Here is a 19,227-nt window from a genome sequence, read left to right on the forward strand (position 1 = left end):
CGGGGGCACCGGGGCCGGCGCTTTGCGGTGCAGCCATTGTTCGTCGTACACACGTCCCCATGCCCCGGCCGGGCAGGGGGCATTTCAGGGAGCCGGAGATGTTCGAGGCGGTCGAGGAACTGGTCGGTGAGCACGCCGACCTGGAGAAGAAACTCGCGGATCCGTCGATCCACGCCGACCAGGCGGGCGCGCGCAGGCTGAACAAGCGCTACGCCGAGCTGGGCCCGATCGTCGCCACGTACCGCTCCTGGAAGCAGACCGGCGACGACATCGAGACCGCGCGCGAACTCGCCGCCGACGACCCGGACTTCGCCGCCGAGGTCAAGGAGCTGGAGAAGCAGCGCGAGGAGCTGACCGAGAAGCTGCGCCTGCTGCTGATCCCGCGCGACCCCAGCGACGACAAGGACGTCATCCTCGAGATCAAGGCGGGCGCGGGCGGCGACGAGTCCGCCCTGTTCGCCGGTGACCTGCTGCGCATGTACCTGCGCTACGCCGAGCGCGTCGGCTGGAAGACCGAGATCATCGACTCCACCGAGTCCGAGCTCGGCGGCTACAAGGACGTCCAGGTCGCGGTGAAGGCCCGCGGGCAGATCGAGCCCGGCCAGGGCGTGTGGGCCCGGCTGAAGTACGAGGGCGGGGTGCACCGCGTGCAGCGCGTGCCCGCGACCGAGTCCCAGGGCCGCATCCACACCTCCGCGGCCGGTGTCCTCGTCACCCCCGAGGCCGAGGAGGTCGACGTGGAGATCAACCCCAACGACCTCCGGATCGACGTCTACCGGTCCTCGGGCCCCGGCGGCCAGTCCGTCAACACCACCGACTCCGCGGTGCGCATCACGCACATCCCGACCGGCGTCGTCGCCTCCTGCCAGAACGAGAAGAGCCAGCTGCAGAACAAGCAGCAGGCGATGCGTATCCTGCGCTCCAGGCTGCTCGCCATGGCGCAGGAGGAGGCGGAGAAGGAGGCCGCCGACGCCCGCCGCAGCCAGGTCCGCACCGTCGACCGCTCCGAGAAGATCCGCACCTACAACTTCCCGGAGAACCGCATCTCGGACCACCGCGTCGGCTTCAAGGCGTACAACCTGGACCAGGTCCTGGACGGCGACCTCGACGCGGTCATCCAGGCCTGCGTCGACGCGGACTCGGCCGCCAAGCTCGCCGCCGCCGCGTAAGGCTCCGTACCAGCCGCACCCGGCCCGTACACAGCACCGGAGGACCAGCGTGAACCTGCTGCTCGCGGAGGTGGCCCAGGCCACCCAGCGGCTGGCCGACGCCGGCGTGCCCTCGCCGCGCAACGACGCGGAGGAGCTCGCCGCGTTCGTGCACGGCGTCAAGCGGGGCGAGCTGCACTCCGTGAAGGACTCGGACTTCGACGCCCGCTACTGGGAGGTCATCGCGCGCCGGGAGCAGCGCGAGCCGCTCCAGCACATCACCGGGCGCGCCTACTTCCGTTACCTGGAACTCCAGGTCGGACCCGGGGTGTTCGTACCGCGCCCGGAGACCGAGTCGGTCGTCGGCTGGGCCATAGACGCCGTACGGGCCATGGACGTCGTCGAGCCGTGCATCGTGGACCTGTGCACCGGCTCCGGCGCCATCGCGCTCGCCCTGGCGCAGGAGGTGCCGCGCTCGCGCGTGCACGCCGTGGAGCTGTCCGAGGACGCCCTGCAGTGGACCCGCAAGAACATGGCGGGCTCCAGGGTCGACCTGCGTCAGGGAGACGCCCGTGACGCCTTCCCGGACCTCAACGGACAGGTCGACCTGGTGATCTCCAACCCGCCGTACATCCCGCTCACCGAGTGGGAGTACGTGGCCCCGGAGGCCCGGGACTACGACCCGGAGCTGGCCCTGTTCTCCGGCGAGGACGGCCTGGACCTCATCCGGGGCATCGAGCGCACCGCGCACCGGCTGCTGCGCCCCGGCGGTGTCGTCGTCATCGAGCACGCCGACACCCAGGGCGGCCAGGTGCCGTGGATCTTCACCGAGGAGCGGGGCTGGGCCGACGCGGCCGACCACCCCGACCTGAACAACCGGCCGCGCTTCGCGACCGCGCGCAAGGCGCTGCCGTGAGCATCCCTGAGACTGATTTCCCGCAGCAGTACGTGTACCAGGAGGCCAGCTGACAATGGCACGGCGATACGACACCAACGACGCGACCGACCGCGCGACGGGTCTGCGCGAGGCCGCGTCCGCCGTCCGCCGTGGCGAACTCGTGGTGCTGCCGACCGACACGGTGTACGGCATCGGCGCCGACGCGTTCTCCGCGGAGGCCGTGGCCGACCTGCTCCAGGCCAAGGGCCGGGGCCGCAACATGCCCACGCCCGTCCTCATCGGCTCCCCGAACACGCTGCACGGCCTCGTCACGGACTTCTCCGAGATGGCGTGGGAGCTGGTGGACGCGTTCTGGCCGGGGGCCCTCACCCTCGTCACCAGGCACCAGCCGTCGCTGCAGTGGGACCTGGGGGACACCCGGGGCACCGTCGCCGTGCGGATGCCGCTGCACCCGGTCGCGATCGAGCTGCTGACGGAGGTCGGGCCGATGGCGGTCTCCTCCGCGAACCTCACCGGCCACCCGGCGCCGGAGACGTGCGACGCCGCGCAGGAGATGCTGGGCGACTCCGTCTCCGTCTACCTGGACGGCGGCCCCACCCCCGGCAACGTGCCGTCGTCGATCGTCGACGTCACCGGCAAGGTGCCCGTGCTGCTGCGCGAGGGCGCCCTGTCGCCGGAGGAGCTGCGCAAGGTCGTACCCGACCTCGAGGTGGCGAATTGACGGCCCCTGACTCCCCCAAGCTCTCGGCTTCTCCCCCACTCTCGGCTTCGCTCGAGCGGGGGGACCCCCATGAGCAGGGGGCACTCCCATGCGTGGCATAGGCAACGGGGACGAGACGGGGGACCCGGCCCAGCCGGGTCCGCCCCACGACACCTTCCGCATCCTCCACGTCAGCACCGGCAACGTGTGCCGCTCGCCGATCACCGAGCGGCTGACCCGGCACGCCCTGGCGGACCGGCTCGGCGACCCGCTGGGGGGCGGGGTCATCGTCGAGAGCGCAGGCACCTGGGGCCATGAGGGCGCGCCCATGGAGGCGAACGCGGAGGCGGTCCTCGCGGACTTCGGGGCGGACGCCTCCGGGTTCGTGGGGCGGGAACTGCTGGACGAGCACGTCATCCGGGCCGACCTGGTGCTGACCGCGACCCGCGACCACCGGGCGCAGGTCATCTCGATGGGGCACTCGGCGGGGCTGCGCACGTTCACGCTGAAGGAGTTCACCCGGCTGGTGCGCGCGATAGACCCGGCCACCCTGCCGCCCCTGGAGGACGGCGTGGTCGCGCGGGCGCGGGCGCTGGTGCGTGCTGCGGCGGCTCTACGCGGGTGGCTTCTGGCGCCGACGGCGGAGGCGGACGAGGTGTACGACCCGTACGGAGCGCCTCTGCCCTTCTTCCGGTCGATCGGGGACGAGATCCATCAGGCGCTGGAGCCGGTGGTGACGGCGCTGACGGGGGTGCCTGCGCGGACGTAGGGTGCCGTGGCGTTCGGGCGCACCGGCGTGTGCGGTGCCCGGGGCGCGGTGCCCGGGGAGAGGTCGCGCAGCCCCGGTGCCACGGGGCGCCTTCCCCGAGCTCCTCGAGCAGGGGGACCCCAGTGCTCACCCGTGCCGCCGGGGCGGCACGGCTGCCCGCCGTTGCGGCTGCTGCGGCCACAGCGCCCCGTAGGGGGCGCCGGGAACCGCGCGACAGGCCGCGGCGAAGCCCCGGTCGCCGTGACCACGGAACGCCCGAGCTCTGAGGGCCCCCGATACCGGGCGTCCCAGCCGTCCCCGGCCTACATTGGTGCTACATCCCCGTCGTCGCCCGGGAGCTCACCATGGCGGTCATCCCCACGCTCGAGGCCGACGTCCTGCGGCGGCAGGACCCCGAGATGGCCGAGCTCCTGCTCGGGGAGCTGGCACGGCAGTCGACGACCCTGCAACTGATCGCCGCGGAGAACTTCAGTTCGCCGGCGGTGCTCGCCGCCCTGGGGTCCCCGCTGGCCAACAAGTACGCCGAGGGATACCCCGGCGCCCGGCACCACGGCGGGTGCGAGATCGTCGACGTCGCCGAGCGCCTCGCCGTGGAGCGGGCCAAGGCCCTCTTCGGTGCCGAGCACGCGAATGTGCAGTGCCACTCGGGGTCGTCGGCGATGCTCGCCGCGTACGCCGCCCTGCTCCGCCCCGGCGACACCGTGCTCGCCCTCGGGCTGCCGCACGGCGGCCATCTCACGCACGGCTCACCCGCCAACTTCTCCGGCCGCTGGTTCGACTTCGTCGGCTACGGAGTCGAGGCGGAGTCGGGGCTCATGGACCACGCGCAGGTGCGCGCCCTGGCTCGTGCACACCGCCCGAAGGCCATCGTGTGCGGGTCGATCGCCTACCCGCGCCACATCGACTACGCCTTCTTCCGGGAGGTCGCCGACGAGGTGGGCGCGTATCTCATCGCCGACGCCGCGCACCCGATCGGGCTCGTGGCCGGGGGAGCGGCGCCCAGTCCGGTCCCGTACGCCGACATCGTCTGCGCCACCACGCACAAGGTGCTGCGCGGTCCGCGCGGCGGCATGATCCTGTGCGGAAGCGAACTGGCCGAGCGCGTGGACCGGGCCGTCTTCCCGTTCACCCAGGGCGGCGCGCAGATGCACACCATCGCGGCCAAGGCCGTCGCGTTCGGGGAGGCGGCGACGGACGCCTTCGCCGCGTACGTCCACCGGGTGGTCGCCAATGCACGGGCGCTCGCGGCGGGACTGGCCGCCGAGGGGCTGCACATCACCACCGAGGGCACCGACACACACCTGATCATCGCCGATCCGGCGCCGCTGGGCGTCGACGGCCGCAGCGCGCGCGGGCTGCTGGCCGCCGCCGGGATGGTCCTGGACTGCTGTGCGCTGCCGCACGGCGACGCCCGTGGCCTGCGCCTGGGCACCGCCGCGCTGACGACCCAGGGCATGGGCGAGGGCGAAATGGCGTATGTGGCGGCCCTGTTCGCGGCCGTGATCCGCCAGGAGACGGAGGCCAGGACGGCACGCGAGAAAGTGCGGGATCTCACCGAGGGATTTCCGCCGTATCCCGGGCGATGAGGGGTAGGCGCGCGTTATACACAGCCACACGTGCAACCATCTTCGCTACCCGTGAGTCCTCATCCGTATGCACGCGAAGCTAGGGTGTGGGGCTGAGGACGCCCAGCGAGACCTGTGGGGAAGCCCGTGCGTGAATACCTGCTGACGCTCTGCATCACGGCCGCGGTGACGTATCTGCTGACAGGGCCGGTACGCAAATTCGCGATCGTGGCAGGAGCGATGCCGGAGATCCGGGCCCGGGACGTGCACCGGGAACCGACGCCCCGGCTCGGCGGGATCGCCATGTTCTTCGGTCTGTGCGCGGGCCTGCTGGCCGCCGACCACCTCAAGAACCTCAACGAGGTCTTCGCGAAGTCCAACGAGCCCCGGGCGCTGCTCTCCGGAGCGGCCCTCATCTGGCTGATCGGTGTGCTGGACGACAAGTTCGAGATCGACGCCCTGATCAAGCTGGGCGGCCAGATGATCGCGGCGGGTGTGATGGTCATGCAGGGTCTGACCATCCTGTGGCTGCCGGTCCCGGGCGTCGGCACGGTCTCGCTCACCCCCTGGCAGGGCACCCTGCTGACCGTGGCGCTGGTCGTCATCACGATCAACGCGGTCAACTTCGTCGACGGTCTCGACGGTCTCGCCGCCGGCATGGTGTGCATCGCGTCGGCGGCGTTCTTCATGTACGCGTACCGGATCTGGTACGGCTACGGGCTCGAGGCCGCCGCCCCCGCCACCCTCTTCGCGGCCGTCCTGATGGGCATGTGCCTGGGCTTCCTGCCGCACAACATGCACCCGGCGCGGATCTTCATGGGCGACTCGGGATCGATGCTGATCGGGCTGGTGCTGGCCGCCGGTGCCATTTCCATCACCGGGCAGGTGGACCCGGACGCGATGAACCTCTTCTCCGGGTCCGAGCGCGCCACGGTGCACGCCACCGTCCCCGTCTACATCCCGCTGCTGCTTCCGCTGACGATCATCGCCGTGCCGGTCGCCGACTTCTTCCTCGCGATCGTGCGCCGTACCTGGCGCGGCCAGTCCCCGTTCGCCGCCGACCGCGGTCATCTGCACCACCGGCTGCTGGAGATCGGGCACTCGCACAGCCGCGCGGTGCTGATCATGTACTTCTGGTCGGCGCTCATCGCCTTCGGCGCCCTCGGTTACTCCGTGAACTCCGCGTCCATGTGGATCGTGCTCGGCATCGTGGTGCTCAGCGCGGTCGGTCTGGTGCTGCTCCTGCTGCCGCGGTTCACGCCGCGCGCCCCGCAGTGGGCCGAGTCCTTCGTGCCTCCGCGCTACCGCCGTCGGCGCGGCACCGCCGCGAAGCAGCTGCCGGCCGCCGCGTACGCCGGGAGTGGGCAGGCGCGGCAGGAGGAGCACCGCACCCCTGTCGTCGCAGGCGTCTCGGGCGTCAACGGAGCCACCGCCATCGGCACCCGTGCGCGGATGGACCGCAGCCGGGCGGAGTCGTCACGCTGACGTGCAAGGTAAGAATCTGGCGAGCGCGTTGCCCAATCGTGGGGGCGCAAAGCATCGCAATACCAGACAAGGTGCCGCCGTGTCCGCGCAGACGGGCAGATTCACTCTCATGTGTGACAGTAGGCACACCACCTAGGTAAAGACCGCATCAAATAGTTTGTGATACGGTTCACGAGAACCCCGGGATAGAGCCGGAGGGCCCCGATGCGACGGCCCCTCGGCGTGCGGACTTCGCTCGGCCCGGGACTACGCTCGTCCATGACGACACCCTGCCCCCTGTGAAAGCGGAGTTGCCGCCATGCCGTCCAATGACGCCCGGAACCTTCTGCAGATCGCTGTGCCCACAGCGTCTGCCGGCGCGGTCGCCGTCGTCGTCAGCGGTGTTGTCGCGGGCGGCAAGGGAGCGATCGGGGCGGCCGTCGGCACGGTGCTCGCCGTCCTCTTCATGGGGATCGGGCTCTACGTCCTGCAGTGGACGGCGAAGTCCCTCCCGCACCTGTTCCAGGCCATGGGGCTGATGCTCTACATGGCCCAGCTGCTGCTGCTCCTGATCTTCGTGGGCCTCTTCAAGGGCACTTCTCTCTTCAACCCCAAGACGTTCGCGCTCACGCTCGTCGTCACCACGGTCGTCTGGATGGCCGCGCAGGCGCGTGCGCACATGAAGGCCAAGATCTTCTACGTCGACCCGGACTCCCAGAAGAGCGAGAAGCCCGAGAAGACAGGGCCCGCGTCGTGAGGGGTAGGGCCGGGATAAAGAGTTGTGAGATCTCCTGCTATCGTCCGGTGCCAACTGCGGCATCGCGGGCGCGGGCATCTGAGCTGACGCCTGCTCACACGCGAGGCTCGATGCCCCCCAGCCGCCCCCACATCCGTAACACCAGTCCGGTGCCGACCCGCGGCTGCGCGCCGCGCCGACACAACGAGGTTGCCGTACCCATGCGTCATGCCGAAGGAGCCCGCGGTGAGTGCTGACCAGACCCAGCTCGCCTTTGACTGGAGTTGTCGGGTCCTGTCCGACAACGGGTGCGGTTTCCCGGCCCCTGGCCTGCAATCCTTCTTGTTCAAGCCGCTTGCCACGGTCGGAGGCTTCGAGTTCAACAAGGTGATGCTGCTCGCGCTCGTCACCACCCTGCTCATCGTCGTCTTCTTCACGGCGGCCTTCGGCAAGGCCAAGGTCGTCCCGGGCAAGCTGCAGATGATCGGTGAGGCCGGTTACGACTTCGTCCGCCGCGGCATCGTCTACGAGACGCTGGGCAAGCGGGAGGGCGAGAAGTACGTCCCCTTCATGGTCTCGCTGTTCTTCTTCATCTGGATCATGAACGTCTGGTCCGTGATTCCGCTGGCCCAGTTCCCGGTCTCCTCGGTGATCGCCTTCCCGATGGTCCTGGCGGCGATCGTCTACATCACCTGGGTCGCGCTCACCTTCAAGAAGCACGGCTTCGTCGGCTTCTTCAAGAACGTCACGGGCTACGACAAGTCGCTCGGTGCCGTGCTGCCGCTCGTCATGGTCATCGAGTTCTTCTCGAACCTCCTGGTGCGCCCGTTCACGCACGCCGTGCGACTGTTCGCCAACATGTTCGCCGGCCACCTGATGCTGGTCATGTTCACCGTGGCCTCCTGGTACCTGCTGAACAGCTGGCTCGTCGTGGGCGCCGGTGTGTCGTTCATCATGACGATGGCCATGATCTGCTTCGAGCTCTTCGTGCAGGCCGTCCAGGCGTACGTGTTCGTCCTCCTGGCCTGCTCCTACATTCAGGGTGCTCTCGCCGAGCACCACTGAGCCACACCGCACCCAACCCCCTGGTCGTCCGGTGGCCAACCCCCACCGGTCCATGAAAGAGAAGGAAGAACCGGCATGTCCGCTCTTGAGACCCTCGCCGCCACCACTGGTGTCCACGGTTCCGTCGGCTCCATCGGCTACGGCCTCGCGGCCATCGGCCCCGGCATCGGCGTCGGCATCATCTTCGGCAACGGCACCCAGGCCCTGGCCCGCCAGCCCGAGGCCGCCGGTCTGATCCGTGCCAACCAGATCCTGGGCTTCGCCTTCTGTGAGGCGCTCGCCCTCATCGGCATCGTTATGCCGTTCGTGTTCGGTAAGTAATCACCTTCTTACTGACACGAACCGACGAAAGGCACTGATGTGATCGCCAACCTGGTACAGCTGGCGGCCGAGGAGACGGAGCAGAACCCGCTCCTCCCGGCCGGTCCCGAGCTGCTCGTCGGCACCATCGCCTTCGCCATCGTGTTCTTCTTCTTCTGGAAGAAGCTGCTTCCGAACATCAACAAGGTTCTGGAGGAGCGTCGCGCGGCGATCGAAGGCGGCATCGAAGAGGCCGACGCCATGAAGGTCGAGGCCCAGAGCGTGCTGGAGCAGTACAAGGCTCAGCTCGCCGAAGCCCGGCACGAGGCCGCGCGGCTGCGCCAGGAGGCGCAGGAGCAGGGCGCCGCCCTCATCGCCGAGATGCGCGCGGAAGGCCAGCGGCAGCGTGAGGAGATCATCGCCGCCGGTCACGCGCAGATCGAGGCCGACCGCAAGGCCGCCTCGCAGACCCTGCGGCAGGACGTCGGCAGGCTCGCCACCGAGCTGGCCGGCAAGCTCGTCGGCGAGTCCCTCGAGGACCACGCCCGGCAGAGCCGCGTGATCGACCGCTTCCTCGACGAGCTCGAGGAGAAGGCCGAGGCCGCGCGATGAACGGAGCGAGCCGCGAGGCCCTGGCAGCCGCACGCGAGCGTCTCGACGCGCTGACGGACGCAACGTCCGTGGACGCGGCGCAGCTCGCCGACGAGCTGGCCGCCGTCACCGCGCTGCTCGACCGCGAGGCGTCGCTGCGCCGGGTCCTCACCGACCCGGCGCGGGCCGGCGAGGCCAAGGCAGGGCTGGCCCAGAGCCTGCTCGGCGGCCAGGTCGGCGGGCCGGTCGTGGACCTGCTGTCCGGCATGGTGCGCTCGCGCTGGTCGCAGTCGCGCGACCTGGTCGACGCGCTGGAGGAGCTGGCGAACCTCGCCGACCTCACCGCCGCCGAGAAGGCGGGCGCGCTGGACGACGTCGAGGACGAGCTGTTCCGGTTCGCCCGGATCGTCTCCTCGAACACCGAGCTGCGCGCCGCGCTCACGGACCGTGCCGCCGGCACCCCGGCCAAGATCGAGCTGCTGCACCGGCTGCTCGGCGGTCGCGCCGACGTCGCGACCGAGCGTCTGGTCACGCGTCTTGTGACCGCGCCGCGGGGACGTAGCCTGGAATCGGGAATCGAGTCCCTGTCCAAGCTGGCCGCCGCCCGCCGTGACCGCCTGGTCGCCGTGGTCACCTCGGCGGTCCCGCTGAGCGACACCCAGAAGCGGCGCCTCGGTGCCGCACTGGCGGGGCTCTACGGCCGCCAGATGCACCTCAACCTGGACGTCGACCCCGAGGTCGTCGGAGGGATCCGGGTGCAGGTCGGTGACGAGGTCATCAACGGTTCGATCGCGGACCGACTCGAGGACGCCGGCCGCCGCATGGCGAGCTAGCACAACTCCACAAGCAGTACTACGGCCCGGGTTGGGCCGTGCAGAGGATGCAGAGTTTCTGGGGGGCGCCCCCAGAACCCCCACAGAAACTTCGGGCCCAACAAGGAGAGCAGGGAACCCAGATGGCGGAGCTCACGATCCGGCCGGAGGAGATCCGGGACGCGCTGGAGAACTTTGTCCAGGCGTACAAGCCGGACGCGGCCTCGCGCGAGGAGGTCGGCACTGTCACGTTCGCCGGTGACGGCATTGCGAAGGTCGAGGGCCTGCCCTCGACCATGGCCAACGAGCTGCTGAAGTTCGAGGACGGCACCCTCGGCCTCGCCCTCAACCTCGAGGAGCGGGAGATCGGTGCCATCGTCCTCGGCGAGTTCAGCGGCGTCGAGGAGGGCCAGCCGGTTCAGCGCACCGGTGAGGTGCTCTCCGTGGCCGTCGGCGAGGGCTACCTCGGCCGCGTCGTCGACCCGCTCGGCAACCCGATCGACGGCCTCGGCGAGATCGAGACCGAGGGCCGCCGCGCCCTCGAGCTGCAGGCCCCCACGGTCATGCAGCGCAAGTCGGTGCACGAGCCGATGGAGACGGGCTACAAGGCCGTCGACGCGATGACCCCGATCGGCCGTGGCCAGCGTCAGCTGATCATCGGTGACCGCCAGACCGGCAAGACCGCCCTGGCGATCGACACGATCATCAACCAGCGCGACAACTGGCGCACCGGCGACCCGAAGAAGCAGGTCCGCTGCATCTACGTCGCCATCGGCCAGAAGGGCTCCACCATCGCCGGCGTCCGCCGCGCGCTGGAGGAGAACGGCGCGCTGGAGTACACCACGATCGTCGCCGCCCCGGCGTCCGACCCGGCCGGCTTCAAGTACCTGGCGCCCTACACCGGTTCCGCCATCGGCCAGCACTGGATGTACCAGGGCAAGCACGTCCTGATCATCTTCGACGACCTGTCGAAGCAGGCCGACGCCTACCGCGCCGTGTCCCTGCTGCTGCGCCGTCCGCCGGGCCGTGAGGCCTACCCGGGCGACGTCTTCTACCTGCACTCCCGCCTGCTGGAGCGCTGCGCCAAGCTCTCCGACGACATGGGTGCCGGTTCCATGACCGGTCTGCCGATCGTCGAGACCAAGGCCAACGACGTCTCGGCGTTCATCCCGACCAACGTCATCTCCATCACCGACGGCCAGTGCTTCCTGGAGTCCGACCTGTTCAACGCCGGTCAGCGTCCGGCCCTGAACGTCGGTATCTCGGTCTCCCGCGTCGGTGGCTCCGCCCAGCACAAGGCGATGCGCCAGGTCTCCGGCCGTCTGCGCGTGGACCTCGCCCAGTTCCGTGAGCTGGAGGCGTTCGCCGCCTTCGGTTCCGACCTGGACGCCGCGTCGAAGGCGCAGCTGGAGCGTGGTTCGCGCATGGTCGAGCTGCTCAAGCAGAACCAGTACGAGCCGATGGCCACCGAGGACCAGGTCGTCTCCATCTGGGCCGGCACCAACGGCCGTATGGACGACGTCCCGGTCGCCGACATCCGCCGCTTCGAGAAGGAGCTCCTCGACTACCTGCACCGCAAGGAGCAGGGTCTGATGACCTCCATCAAGGAGGGCGCCAAGATGTCGGACGACACCATCCAGGCGATCGACGACGCCGTCGCGGAGTTCAAGAAGCAGTTCGAGACCTCGGACGGCAAGCTGCTCGGCGAGGACACCCCGGCCGCAGCCGCCAAGTGACGTAAGGAAGGGACCTGACTCATGGGAGCCCAGCTCCGGGTCTACAAGCGTCGCATCCGATCCGTCAGCGCGACCAAGAAGATCACGAAGGCGATGGAGATGATCGCCGCCTCGCGCGTCGTCAAGGCGCAGCGCAAGGTGGCGGCCTCCACGCCGTACGCGACCGAGCTGACGCGCGCGGTATCGGCGGTCGCCACGGGGTCGAACACCAAGCACCCGCTGACGACGGAGTCGGAGAACCCGACCCGTGCCGCGGTCCTGCTCCTCACGAGCGACCGCGGCCTGGCCGGCGCCTTCAACTCCAACGCCATCAAGACGGCGGAGCAGCTGACCGAGCGGCTCGAGCGCGAGGGCAAGCAGGTCGACACGTACATCGTCGGCCGGCGCGGTGTGGCCCACTACAACTTCCGCGAGCGCAAGATCGCGGAGTCGTTCACGGGCTTCACCGACGACCCCTCGTACGCGGACGCCAAGAAGGTCGCGGCCCCCCTGATCGAGGCCATCGAGAAGGACACCGCGGACGGCGGCGTGGACGAGCTGCACATCATCTACACGGAGTTCGTGTCGATGATGACGCAGACGGCGCTCGGCGCCCGTCTGCTGCCGCTCAGCCTCGACGACGTGGCGAAGGAGGCGGCGCCGAAGGGCGACGAGATCCTGCCGCTGTACGACTTCGAGCCCTCGGCGGAGGACGTCCTCGACGCCCTGCTGCCGCGCTACGTGGAGAGCCGTATCTACAACGCGCTGCTCCAGTCGGCCGCCTCCAAGCACGCCGCCACGCGGCGTGCGATGAAGTCGGCCACCGACAACGCCGGGGACCTCATCGAGAGCCTCACCCGGCTTGCCAACGCGGCCCGCCAGGCCGACATCACCCAGGAAATCAGCGAGATCGTCGGTGGCGCGAGCGCCCTGGCCGACGCGACCGCGGGGAGTGACTACTAATGACCACCACTGTTGAGACGGCCACGGCGACGGGCCGCGTCGCGCGGGTCATCGGCCCGGTCGTCGACGTGGAGTTCCCCGTCGACGCGATCCCGGACATGTACAACGCCCTCCACGTCGAGGTCTCCGACCCGGCGAACGCGGGCGAGAAGAAGACGCTGACCCTGGAGGTCGCCCAGCACCTGGGCGACGGCCTGGTCCGCACGATCTCGATGCAGCCCACCGACGGTCTGGTCCGCCAGGCCCCGGTGACCGACACCGGCGCCTCCATCTCCGTCCCGGTCGGCGACTTCACCAAGGGCAAGGTGTTCAACACCATCGGTGACGTCCTGAACGTGGACGAGAAGTACGCCGGCGAGCGGTGGCCGATCCACCGCAAGGCGCCGAACTTCGACCAGCTCGAGTCCAAGACCGAGATGTTCGAGACCGGCATCAAGGTCATCGACCTGCTGACCCCGTACGTCAAGGGCGGCAAGATCGGTCTGTTCGGCGGCGCCGGCGTCGGCAAGACGGTGCTCATCCAGGAGATGATCTACCGCGTCGCCAACAACCACGACGGTGTCTCCGTGTTCGCCGGTGTCGGTGAGCGCACCCGTGAGGGCAACGACCTCATCCAGGAGATGTCCGAGTCAGGCGTCATCGACAAGACCGCGCTGGTCTTCGGTCAGATGGACGAGCCGCCGGGCACCCGTCTGCGGGTGGCCCTCGCGGGTCTGACGATGGCGGAGTACTTCCGCGACGTCCAGAAGCAGGACGTGCTGTTCTTCATCGACAACATCTTCCGCTTCACCCAGGCAGGTTCCGAGGTCTCCACGCTGCTCGGCCGTATGCCGTCCGCGGTGGGCTACCAGCCGAACCTGGCCGACGAGATGGGTCTGCTGCAGGAGCGCATCACCTCGACCCGCGGTCACTCGATCACCTCGATGCAGGCGATCTACGTCCCCGCCGACGACCTGACCGACCCGGCCCCGGCCACCACGTTCGCCCACCTCGACGCGACGACGGTTCTGTCCCGTCCGATCTCGGAGAAGGGCATCTACCCGGCCGTGGACCCGCTGGACTCCACGTCCCGCATCCTGGACCCGCGCTACATCTCCGCGGACCACTACAACGCGGCCATGCGCGTCAAGACGGTCCTGCAGAAGTACAAGGACCTCCAGGACATCATCGCGATCCTCGGTATCGACGAGCTCGGCGAGGAGGACAAGCTCGTCGTCCACCGGGCCCGCCGTGTGGAGCGCTTCCTGTCCCAGAACACCCACGTCGCCAAGCAGTTCACCGGCGTCGACGGGTCGGACGTGCCGCTGGACGAGTCGATCGCCGCGTTCAACGCGATCATCGACGGCGACTACGACCACTTCCCGGAGCAGGCGTTCTTCATGTGCGGTGGTATCGAGGACCTGAAGAAGAACGCCAAGGAGCTGGGCGTCTCCTGACGGTCGCCTGTGGCGGGCTCGAACCGGGCCCGCACAGGTACCGCCTCTTGGTGAGAGGGGTGGAGAGGCGTCTCGCGGGCTTGCCCGCGGGGTGCGGTCCGCCCCTCTCCGTACGCCTACTAGAATTCAGACCAACACCCGGCGACCGCCGGGTGGTGACCCGAGGAGCCACCCTTGGCTGCTGAGCTGCATGTCGAGCTGGTCGCTGCCGACCGCCAGGTCTGGTCCGGCGAGGCCACCCTGGTCGTCGCGCGCACCACGTCCGGCGACATCGGCGTCATGCCCGGTCACCAGCCGCTTCTCGGTGTGCTGGAGTCGGGCCCGGTGACCATCCGTACGAGTGATGGTGGAACGGTCGTCGCCGCGGTGCACGGCGGTTTCATCTCGTTCGCGGACAACAAGCTGTCGTTGCTGGCCGAGGTCGCCGAGCTGTCGGACGAGATCGACGTCCAGCGCGTCGAGCGGGAGCTCGAGCGCGCGAAGGCGGAGGACGACGCCGTCGCCGAGCGGCGCGCGGATGTCCGCCTGCGGGCGGCACAGGCGGCGCGCTGACCGGGGGTACCTCCCAGGCCGTCTAGGCTCTGGGGGAGCGCTTGCTAGACGTGACTCAGCCGCGGTCGGCCCGGAGTGATCCGGTGCCGGCCGCGGCTGAGGCAAATCCGGGTGTTTTTTCCGTTCCGTTACCTAGGAGACGAGGAGGTCGGTGTCGATGGTCCTCGCTCTGAGCGTGTGCGGAGTGGTCGTGGCACTCGTACTGGTGGGGCTGTTCGTCTTCGGCCTCAGGCGCCGCCTCATCCAGCGCTCCGGCGGCACCTTCGACTGCAGCCTGAGGTGGAACGTCCCGGAGGAGCCCGACACCAGCGGCAAGGGCTGGGGATACGGCATCGCCCGCTACAACGGCGACCGCATCGAATGGTTCCGCGTCTTCTCCTACGCGCCGCGCCCGCGCCGCGTCCTGGAGCGCTCGGCGATCGAGGTGGCCGGCCGACGGGATCCCGAGGGCGAGGAGGAGCTGGCGCTGCTCTCCGACGCGGTGGTCCTCGCCTGTCACCACCGGGGCACCCGTCTGGAGCTCGCGATGAGCGAGGACGCGCTGACCGGTTTCCTGGCGTGGCTCGAAGCCGCACCTCCCGGACAACGGGTGAACGTGGCGTGACCACGTTCACCCTCCCCCGAACGCATTGCGGGGGAGGGCGAACGTCGTCCGAGACCCTTCGGTCAGGTTTACGAAAGGCCGTTGCTGAGGGCGCTCACCAGCTCACCGTTGCTGGTGTCCCCGCTGAACTCCCAGAAGAAGGCGCCGCCGAGACCCTGGTTCCTGGCCCATGCCATCTTCGTCCCGATGGTGGCCGGGGTGTCGTACGACCACCAGTTGCTGCCGCAGTGCGCGTACGCCGTCCCCGCGATGGTGCCGGTGGCCGGGCAGGACGTCTTGAGCACCTTGTAGTCCTCGATGCCCTGCTCGTACGTGCCGGCCGCCGGGCCCGTGGCCGAGCCGCCCGGTGCGTCCTGGGTGACGCCGGTCCAGCCGCGGCCGTAGAAGCCGATGCCGACGAGGAGCTTCTTGGCGGGCACACCGATCGCCTTGTACTTGGCGATCGCGTCGGCCGTGGTGAAACCGGCCTTGGGGATGCCGCTGTACGACGTGAGCGGGGAGTGCGGGGCCGTGGGGCCCTGTGCGTCCCAGGCGCCGAAGAAGTCGTACGTCATCACGTTGTACCAGTTCACATAGCTCGCGGCGCCCGCGTAGTCGGCGGCATCGATCTTGCCGCCGGCGGAGCCGTCGGCCGTGACGGCGGCGGTGACCAGGGCGGAGGAGCCGAACTTGGCGCGCAGCGCGGCCATCACGTTCCTGAAGGCCGCAGCGCCGCTGGTGTCGCAGGACAGGCCGCAGGCGTTCGGGTACTCCCAGTCGATGTCGATGCCGTCGAAGACGTCGGCCCAGCGGGGGTCGTGCACCAGGGCGTAGCAGGACTGGGCGAAGCCCGCCGGGTCCTTGGCGGCGTCCGCGAACCCGCCGGACCAGGTCCAGCCGCCGAAGGACCACAGCACCTTGAGGTGCGGGTACTTGGCCTTCAGCTCCCGCAGCTGGTTGAAGTTGCCGCGCAGCGGCTGGTCCCAGGTGTCGGCGACACCGCTGACGGACTGGTCGGCGGTGAACGCCTTGTCGTAGTCGGCGTAGGAGTCGCCGATCGCGCACTTGCCGCCGGTGACGTTGCCGAAGGCGTAGTTGATGTGCGTGATCTTGGACGCGGACCCGGAGGTCACCAGGTTCTTGACGTTGTAGTTGCGGCCGTAGATGCCCCACTCGGTGAAGTAGCCGAGCTTGACCGTGTCGCCGGTGGTCGGGGGTGTGGTGGTGCCCCCGGTGGTGTGCACGGCGACCGCGCCGCTGACCGGACCCGTCTGACCGGCGGTGTCACGGGCCTGGACGGTGTAGGAGTAGTCGGTGCCGGCCGTCAGGCCGGTGTCCGTGTACGAGGTGGCCGTCACGGTGGCGACGGTCTTGCCGTCGCGCAGGACGTCGTAGTTCTTGACGCCCTTGTCGTCGGTGGCGGCGCTCCAGCTGAGCTTCACCGAGGTGTCCGTGATGCTCGAGGCGGTGGGGGTGCCGGGCGCGGAGGGCGGGTTGTCGCCGGGGACGGTCGTGCCGCCGTCACAGCTGCCGCCGTTGAGCTTGCAGTTGGACGGTGAGCCGGAGCCGCTGCCGTTGAAGCCGAAGGAGACGGAGGCGCCGGGGGCGAGGGTGCCGTTGTAGGACTTGTTCCTGGCCGTCCAGTGGGTGCCGGAGCTGGTGACGTCCGCGTCCCACGCCGAGGTGACGGACGTGCCGGTGGGGAAGTCCCACTCCACGGTCCAGGAGTTGATGGTCGTGGAGCCGGTGTTCTGCACCGTCCACTTGCCCTCGAAGCCGGTGCCCCAGTCCTGCGTCTTGGCATAGGTGGCGGTGGCGGTCGAGGCGGCCTGGGCGGGGCCTGCGGCGAGTCCGACGAGACCGGCCAGCGGGAGCAACAGGGTCGCGAACCCTGCCGCGGCTCTGTGTCTGAAGCGCATGCTGCGCCTCCCTGTCTTGGGGATGGGGAGTGGTGGGCATGACTGAGCCTTCACGCCCACGGTGCCGCGAGAATAGAAAGGTCTGGACCAGAGGTCAATAGGTCTGGACCACTGTGCCGATCGGCGTGCTAGATCCCCAATTCCTGCGCCAGGACGGCCGCTTGGACCCGGCTGCGCAGCTCCAGCTTGCCGAGGAGACGACTGACGTGGGTCTTCACGGTGGCCTCGGCCATGTTCAGACGCCCGGCGATCTCGGCGTTGGACAGCCCCTCACCGAGGCACGACAGCACGTCGCGCTCGCGCCGGGTGAGGGCGTCCAGGACGCCCGGATCGGTTTTGGGCTCCCGGGCCGGCCCGGCGGCGAACTCCGCGATCAGGCGTCGCGTCACCGCAGGAGCGATCAGCCCCTCGCCGCGCGCCACCGTCCGCACGGCGTCGATGAGGTCCCTCGCCTCCGTGTTCTTCAGCAGGAAGCCGGCCGCGCCGGCCCGCAGCGCGCCGAAGACGTACTCGTCCAGGTCGAAGGTGGTCAGGACGAGAACGTCGGCGAGTTGCTCCTGGACGACCTGCCGGGTCGTGGACACCCCGTCGAGTTTCGGCATCTGCACATCCATCAGAACGACATCCGGCCGTAGTTCGCGGGCGAGCGCCACCGCCGCCTCGCCGTCCGCGGCCTCCCCCACCACCTCGATGTCGGGCGCGCTGCGCAGGATGAGGACCAGCCCTGCGCGTACGGCGGACTGGTCCTCGGCGACCAGGACGCGGATCATGCGGGATCTCCTTCGGTGACGGGGAGAGCGGCACGTACGGTCCACCAGGAGCCGTCGGGACCCGCCTCGAACGTGCCGCCCAGTAACGCGGCGCGCTCCCGCATCCCGGCGAGCCCGGAACCGGAACCGGGGGCGCGCGGGCCGTCCGCGTGACCGTAAGGGCTGACCACGCGGATGTCGAGCACGCCGTCGCGCTGGGCGAGACGCACGGTGACCCTGCCGGGGCCGGCGTGCTTGAGGGCGTTGGTCAGCGACTCCTGGACGATCCGGTACGCGGCCAGCTCCACAGGTGCCGGGACTTCCTCGTGAGCGGAGTCGAGCGAGACGTCGAGCCCGTTCGTGCGGGCGGCGTCGACCAGGGAGGCGAGCCCGTCGAGCGTGGGGGTCGCGGCGGGTTCCCGGCCGGCGCCGCCGTCCCGCAGGACGCCGATCAGTCGCCGCATCTCCTCCAGACCGGCCACGCTGTTCTCACGGATGACGGCCAGGGCATCCCGGGAGGTCTGCGGGTCGTCCAGGGACAGCGCGGCCGTCGAGTGGATGGCGATCGCGGACAGGTGGTTGGCCACCATGTCGTGCAACTCCCGTGCCATGCGTGCCCGTTCCGCGGTGACGGCCTGCGCGCGGTCCATCTCGGCGAGCAGGGCGGTCTGTTCGGCACGCAGCCGGGCCGCTTCGGCGGCGTCGCGGTGGTTGCGGACGACCCAGCCGGTGGCGGCTGGGGCGAGCGCGACGATGCCGACGCCCACGCCGATCAGCATGCTTTCGGGGACGCGCCAGACGGCGAGGGGGACCAGAGCGCCGATGACGGTGAGGAGCCCGGTGACCCACGGCAGGCGGCGGGCGGAGGCGGGGGTGCCGTAGAGGACGGCCGCGTACATGAGGTCCGTGAACATCACGACGGTGACCACGCTGCCCCGGGTCACCGTGTCGGCGACCAGCGCGGCGGTGCCGATCAGCAGGGCCGCCTTGGGCCGGGTACGGCGCAGCAGCTCGCAGCCGGCCGTGACGACGAGCGGCACGAGCACCGCCCAGAGCGCCGGCCACAGCACGAGACCGTCCTGCGCCGTGCGGGGAGTGAGCCCGACGCCCCACAGCAACAGTCCCCCGAGCAACCCGCCCGCGGCGATCCGCACGTCGTCACGGTGCGGGCGGGGGAGTCGTACGGACATGGGTCCATCCAACACGGGTCGCGGGCCGACCGCGTGGTCCCCGGGAACGGTCCCGGACTGCATCTTTCGATG

19 protein-coding genes are annotated in these 19,227 nt (G+C 69.6%); 16 read left to right on the plus strand and 3 right to left on the minus strand.

The window, feature by feature from the left end; all coding sequences use genetic code 11:
• The first annotated feature begins 98 nt into the window (after window positions 1-98).
• The 16 genes from prfA (at window position 99) to C3488_RS07955 (ending at window position 15,318) form a co-directional block, all read left to right on the plus strand.
• Window positions 99-1,169, plus strand: a complete 1,071-nt coding sequence (gene prfA / locus C3488_RS07880) for a peptide chain release factor 1 (RefSeq protein WP_103838594.1) — start codon at window positions 99-101, stop codon at window positions 1,167-1,169.
• A 49-nt stretch (window positions 1,170-1,218) separates the two neighbouring features.
• Entirely contained in the window at window positions 1,219-2,064 is an 846-nt protein-coding gene (prmC, locus tag C3488_RS07885) for a peptide chain release factor N(5)-glutamine methyltransferase (RefSeq protein WP_103838595.1), read from the plus strand.
• 55 nt (window positions 2,065-2,119) lie between these two features.
• Entirely contained in the window at window positions 2,120-2,767 is a 648-nt protein-coding gene (locus C3488_RS07890) for an L-threonylcarbamoyladenylate synthase (RefSeq protein WP_103838596.1), read from the plus strand.
• An 88-nt stretch (window positions 2,768-2,855) separates the two neighbouring features.
• A complete protein-coding gene (locus C3488_RS07895; protein WP_103838597.1) occupies window positions 2,856-3,515 on the plus strand; it encodes a protein-tyrosine-phosphatase in 660 nt (219 codons plus the stop codon).
• A gap of 344 nt (window positions 3,516-3,859) precedes the next feature.
• On the plus strand, window positions 3,860-5,101 hold the full coding sequence (glyA, locus tag C3488_RS07900; protein ID WP_103838598.1) for a serine hydroxymethyltransferase: 1,242 nt from the start codon (window positions 3,860-3,862) through the stop codon (window positions 5,099-5,101).
• A gap of 126 nt (window positions 5,102-5,227) precedes the next feature.
• Window positions 5,228-6,565, plus strand: coding sequence for an MraY family glycosyltransferase (locus tag C3488_RS07905; RefSeq protein ID WP_103838655.1), 1,338 nt, complete (start codon window positions 5,228-5,230; stop codon window positions 6,563-6,565).
• Window positions 6,566-6,863: 298 nt separating this feature from the next.
• Window positions 6,864-7,301 carry a hypothetical protein gene (locus tag C3488_RS07910; RefSeq protein ID WP_103838599.1) on the plus strand — a complete coding sequence of 146 codons (438 nt, stop codon included), beginning with the start codon at window positions 6,864-6,866 and terminating at the stop codon, window positions 7,299-7,301.
• Between the two features lie 273 nt (window positions 7,302-7,574).
• Window positions 7,575-8,345, plus strand: a complete 771-nt coding sequence (gene atpB / locus C3488_RS07915; RefSeq protein ID WP_103838656.1) for a F0F1 ATP synthase subunit A — start codon at window positions 7,575-7,577, stop codon at window positions 8,343-8,345.
• A 75-nt stretch (window positions 8,346-8,420) separates the two neighbouring features.
• Window positions 8,421-8,666: an ATP synthase F0 subunit C gene (gene atpE / locus C3488_RS07920; protein ID WP_103838600.1), complete on the plus strand. Its 246-nt coding sequence runs from the start codon at window positions 8,421-8,423 to the stop codon at window positions 8,664-8,666.
• Window positions 8,667-8,705: 39 nt separating this feature from the next.
• On the plus strand, window positions 8,706-9,257 hold the full coding sequence (locus tag C3488_RS07925) for a F0F1 ATP synthase subunit B (protein WP_103838601.1): 552 nt from the start codon (window positions 8,706-8,708) through the stop codon (window positions 9,255-9,257).
• Window positions 9,254-10,069 carry a F0F1 ATP synthase subunit delta gene (locus C3488_RS07930; protein ID WP_103838602.1) on the plus strand — a complete coding sequence of 272 codons (816 nt, stop codon included), beginning with the start codon at window positions 9,254-9,256 and terminating at the stop codon, window positions 10,067-10,069. The genes C3488_RS07925 and C3488_RS07930 overlap by 4 nt, the downstream gene beginning before the upstream one ends.
• A gap of 122 nt (window positions 10,070-10,191) precedes the next feature.
• A complete protein-coding gene (atpA, locus tag C3488_RS07935; protein WP_103838603.1) occupies window positions 10,192-11,784 on the plus strand; it encodes a F0F1 ATP synthase subunit alpha in 1,593 nt (530 codons plus the stop codon).
• 21 nt (window positions 11,785-11,805) lie between these two features.
• The gene (locus tag C3488_RS07940; RefSeq protein ID WP_103838604.1) at window positions 11,806-12,726 is read left to right on the plus strand and encodes a F0F1 ATP synthase subunit gamma; all 921 of its coding nucleotides are present in this window, start codon (window positions 11,806-11,808) and stop codon (window positions 12,724-12,726) included.
• The gene (gene atpD, locus C3488_RS07945; RefSeq protein ID WP_103838605.1) at window positions 12,726-14,162 is read left to right on the plus strand and encodes a F0F1 ATP synthase subunit beta; all 1,437 of its coding nucleotides are present in this window, start codon (window positions 12,726-12,728) and stop codon (window positions 14,160-14,162) included. The genes C3488_RS07940 and atpD overlap by 1 nt, the downstream gene beginning before the upstream one ends.
• Window positions 14,163-14,336: 174 nt before the next feature.
• Window positions 14,337-14,714 carry a F0F1 ATP synthase subunit epsilon gene (locus C3488_RS07950; protein WP_103838606.1) on the plus strand — a complete coding sequence of 126 codons (378 nt, stop codon included), beginning with the start codon at window positions 14,337-14,339 and terminating at the stop codon, window positions 14,712-14,714.
• Window positions 14,715-14,871: 157 nt separating this feature from the next.
• Window positions 14,872-15,318 (plus strand): DUF2550 domain-containing protein, encoded by a 447-nt coding sequence (locus C3488_RS07955; RefSeq protein WP_103838607.1) that lies wholly within the window; start codon window positions 14,872-14,874, stop codon window positions 15,316-15,318.
• A 68-nt stretch (window positions 15,319-15,386) separates the two neighbouring features.
• Here the strand turns inward: C3488_RS07955 and C3488_RS07960 are convergent, their stop codons facing one another.
• The 3 genes from C3488_RS07960 to C3488_RS07970 all read right to left on the minus strand — a co-directional run bounded on the left by C3488_RS07960 (window position 15,387) and on the right by C3488_RS07970 (window position 19,155).
• A complete protein-coding gene (locus C3488_RS07960) occupies window positions 15,387-17,216 on the minus strand; it encodes a glycoside hydrolase family 18 chitinase (RefSeq protein ID WP_103838608.1) in 1,830 nt (609 codons plus the stop codon).
• 128 nt (window positions 17,217-17,344) lie between these two features.
• Window positions 17,345-17,986: a response regulator transcription factor gene (locus tag C3488_RS07965; protein WP_103838609.1), complete on the minus strand. Its 642-nt coding sequence runs from the start codon at window positions 17,984-17,986 to the stop codon at window positions 17,345-17,347.
• The gene (locus tag C3488_RS07970) at window positions 17,983-19,155 is read right to left on the minus strand and encodes a sensor histidine kinase (RefSeq protein ID WP_103838610.1); all 1,173 of its coding nucleotides are present in this window, start codon (window positions 19,153-19,155) and stop codon (window positions 17,983-17,985) included. Before C3488_RS07970 ends, C3488_RS07965 begins: the two co-directional genes overlap by 4 nt.
• Window positions 19,156-19,227 lie beyond the last annotated feature (72 nt).

It is taken from the genome of Streptomyces sp. Ru72 (assembly GCF_002920635.1).
In the GTDB taxonomy this organism is placed as follows: Bacteria; Actinomycetota; Actinomycetes; order Streptomycetales; family Streptomycetaceae; genus Streptomyces.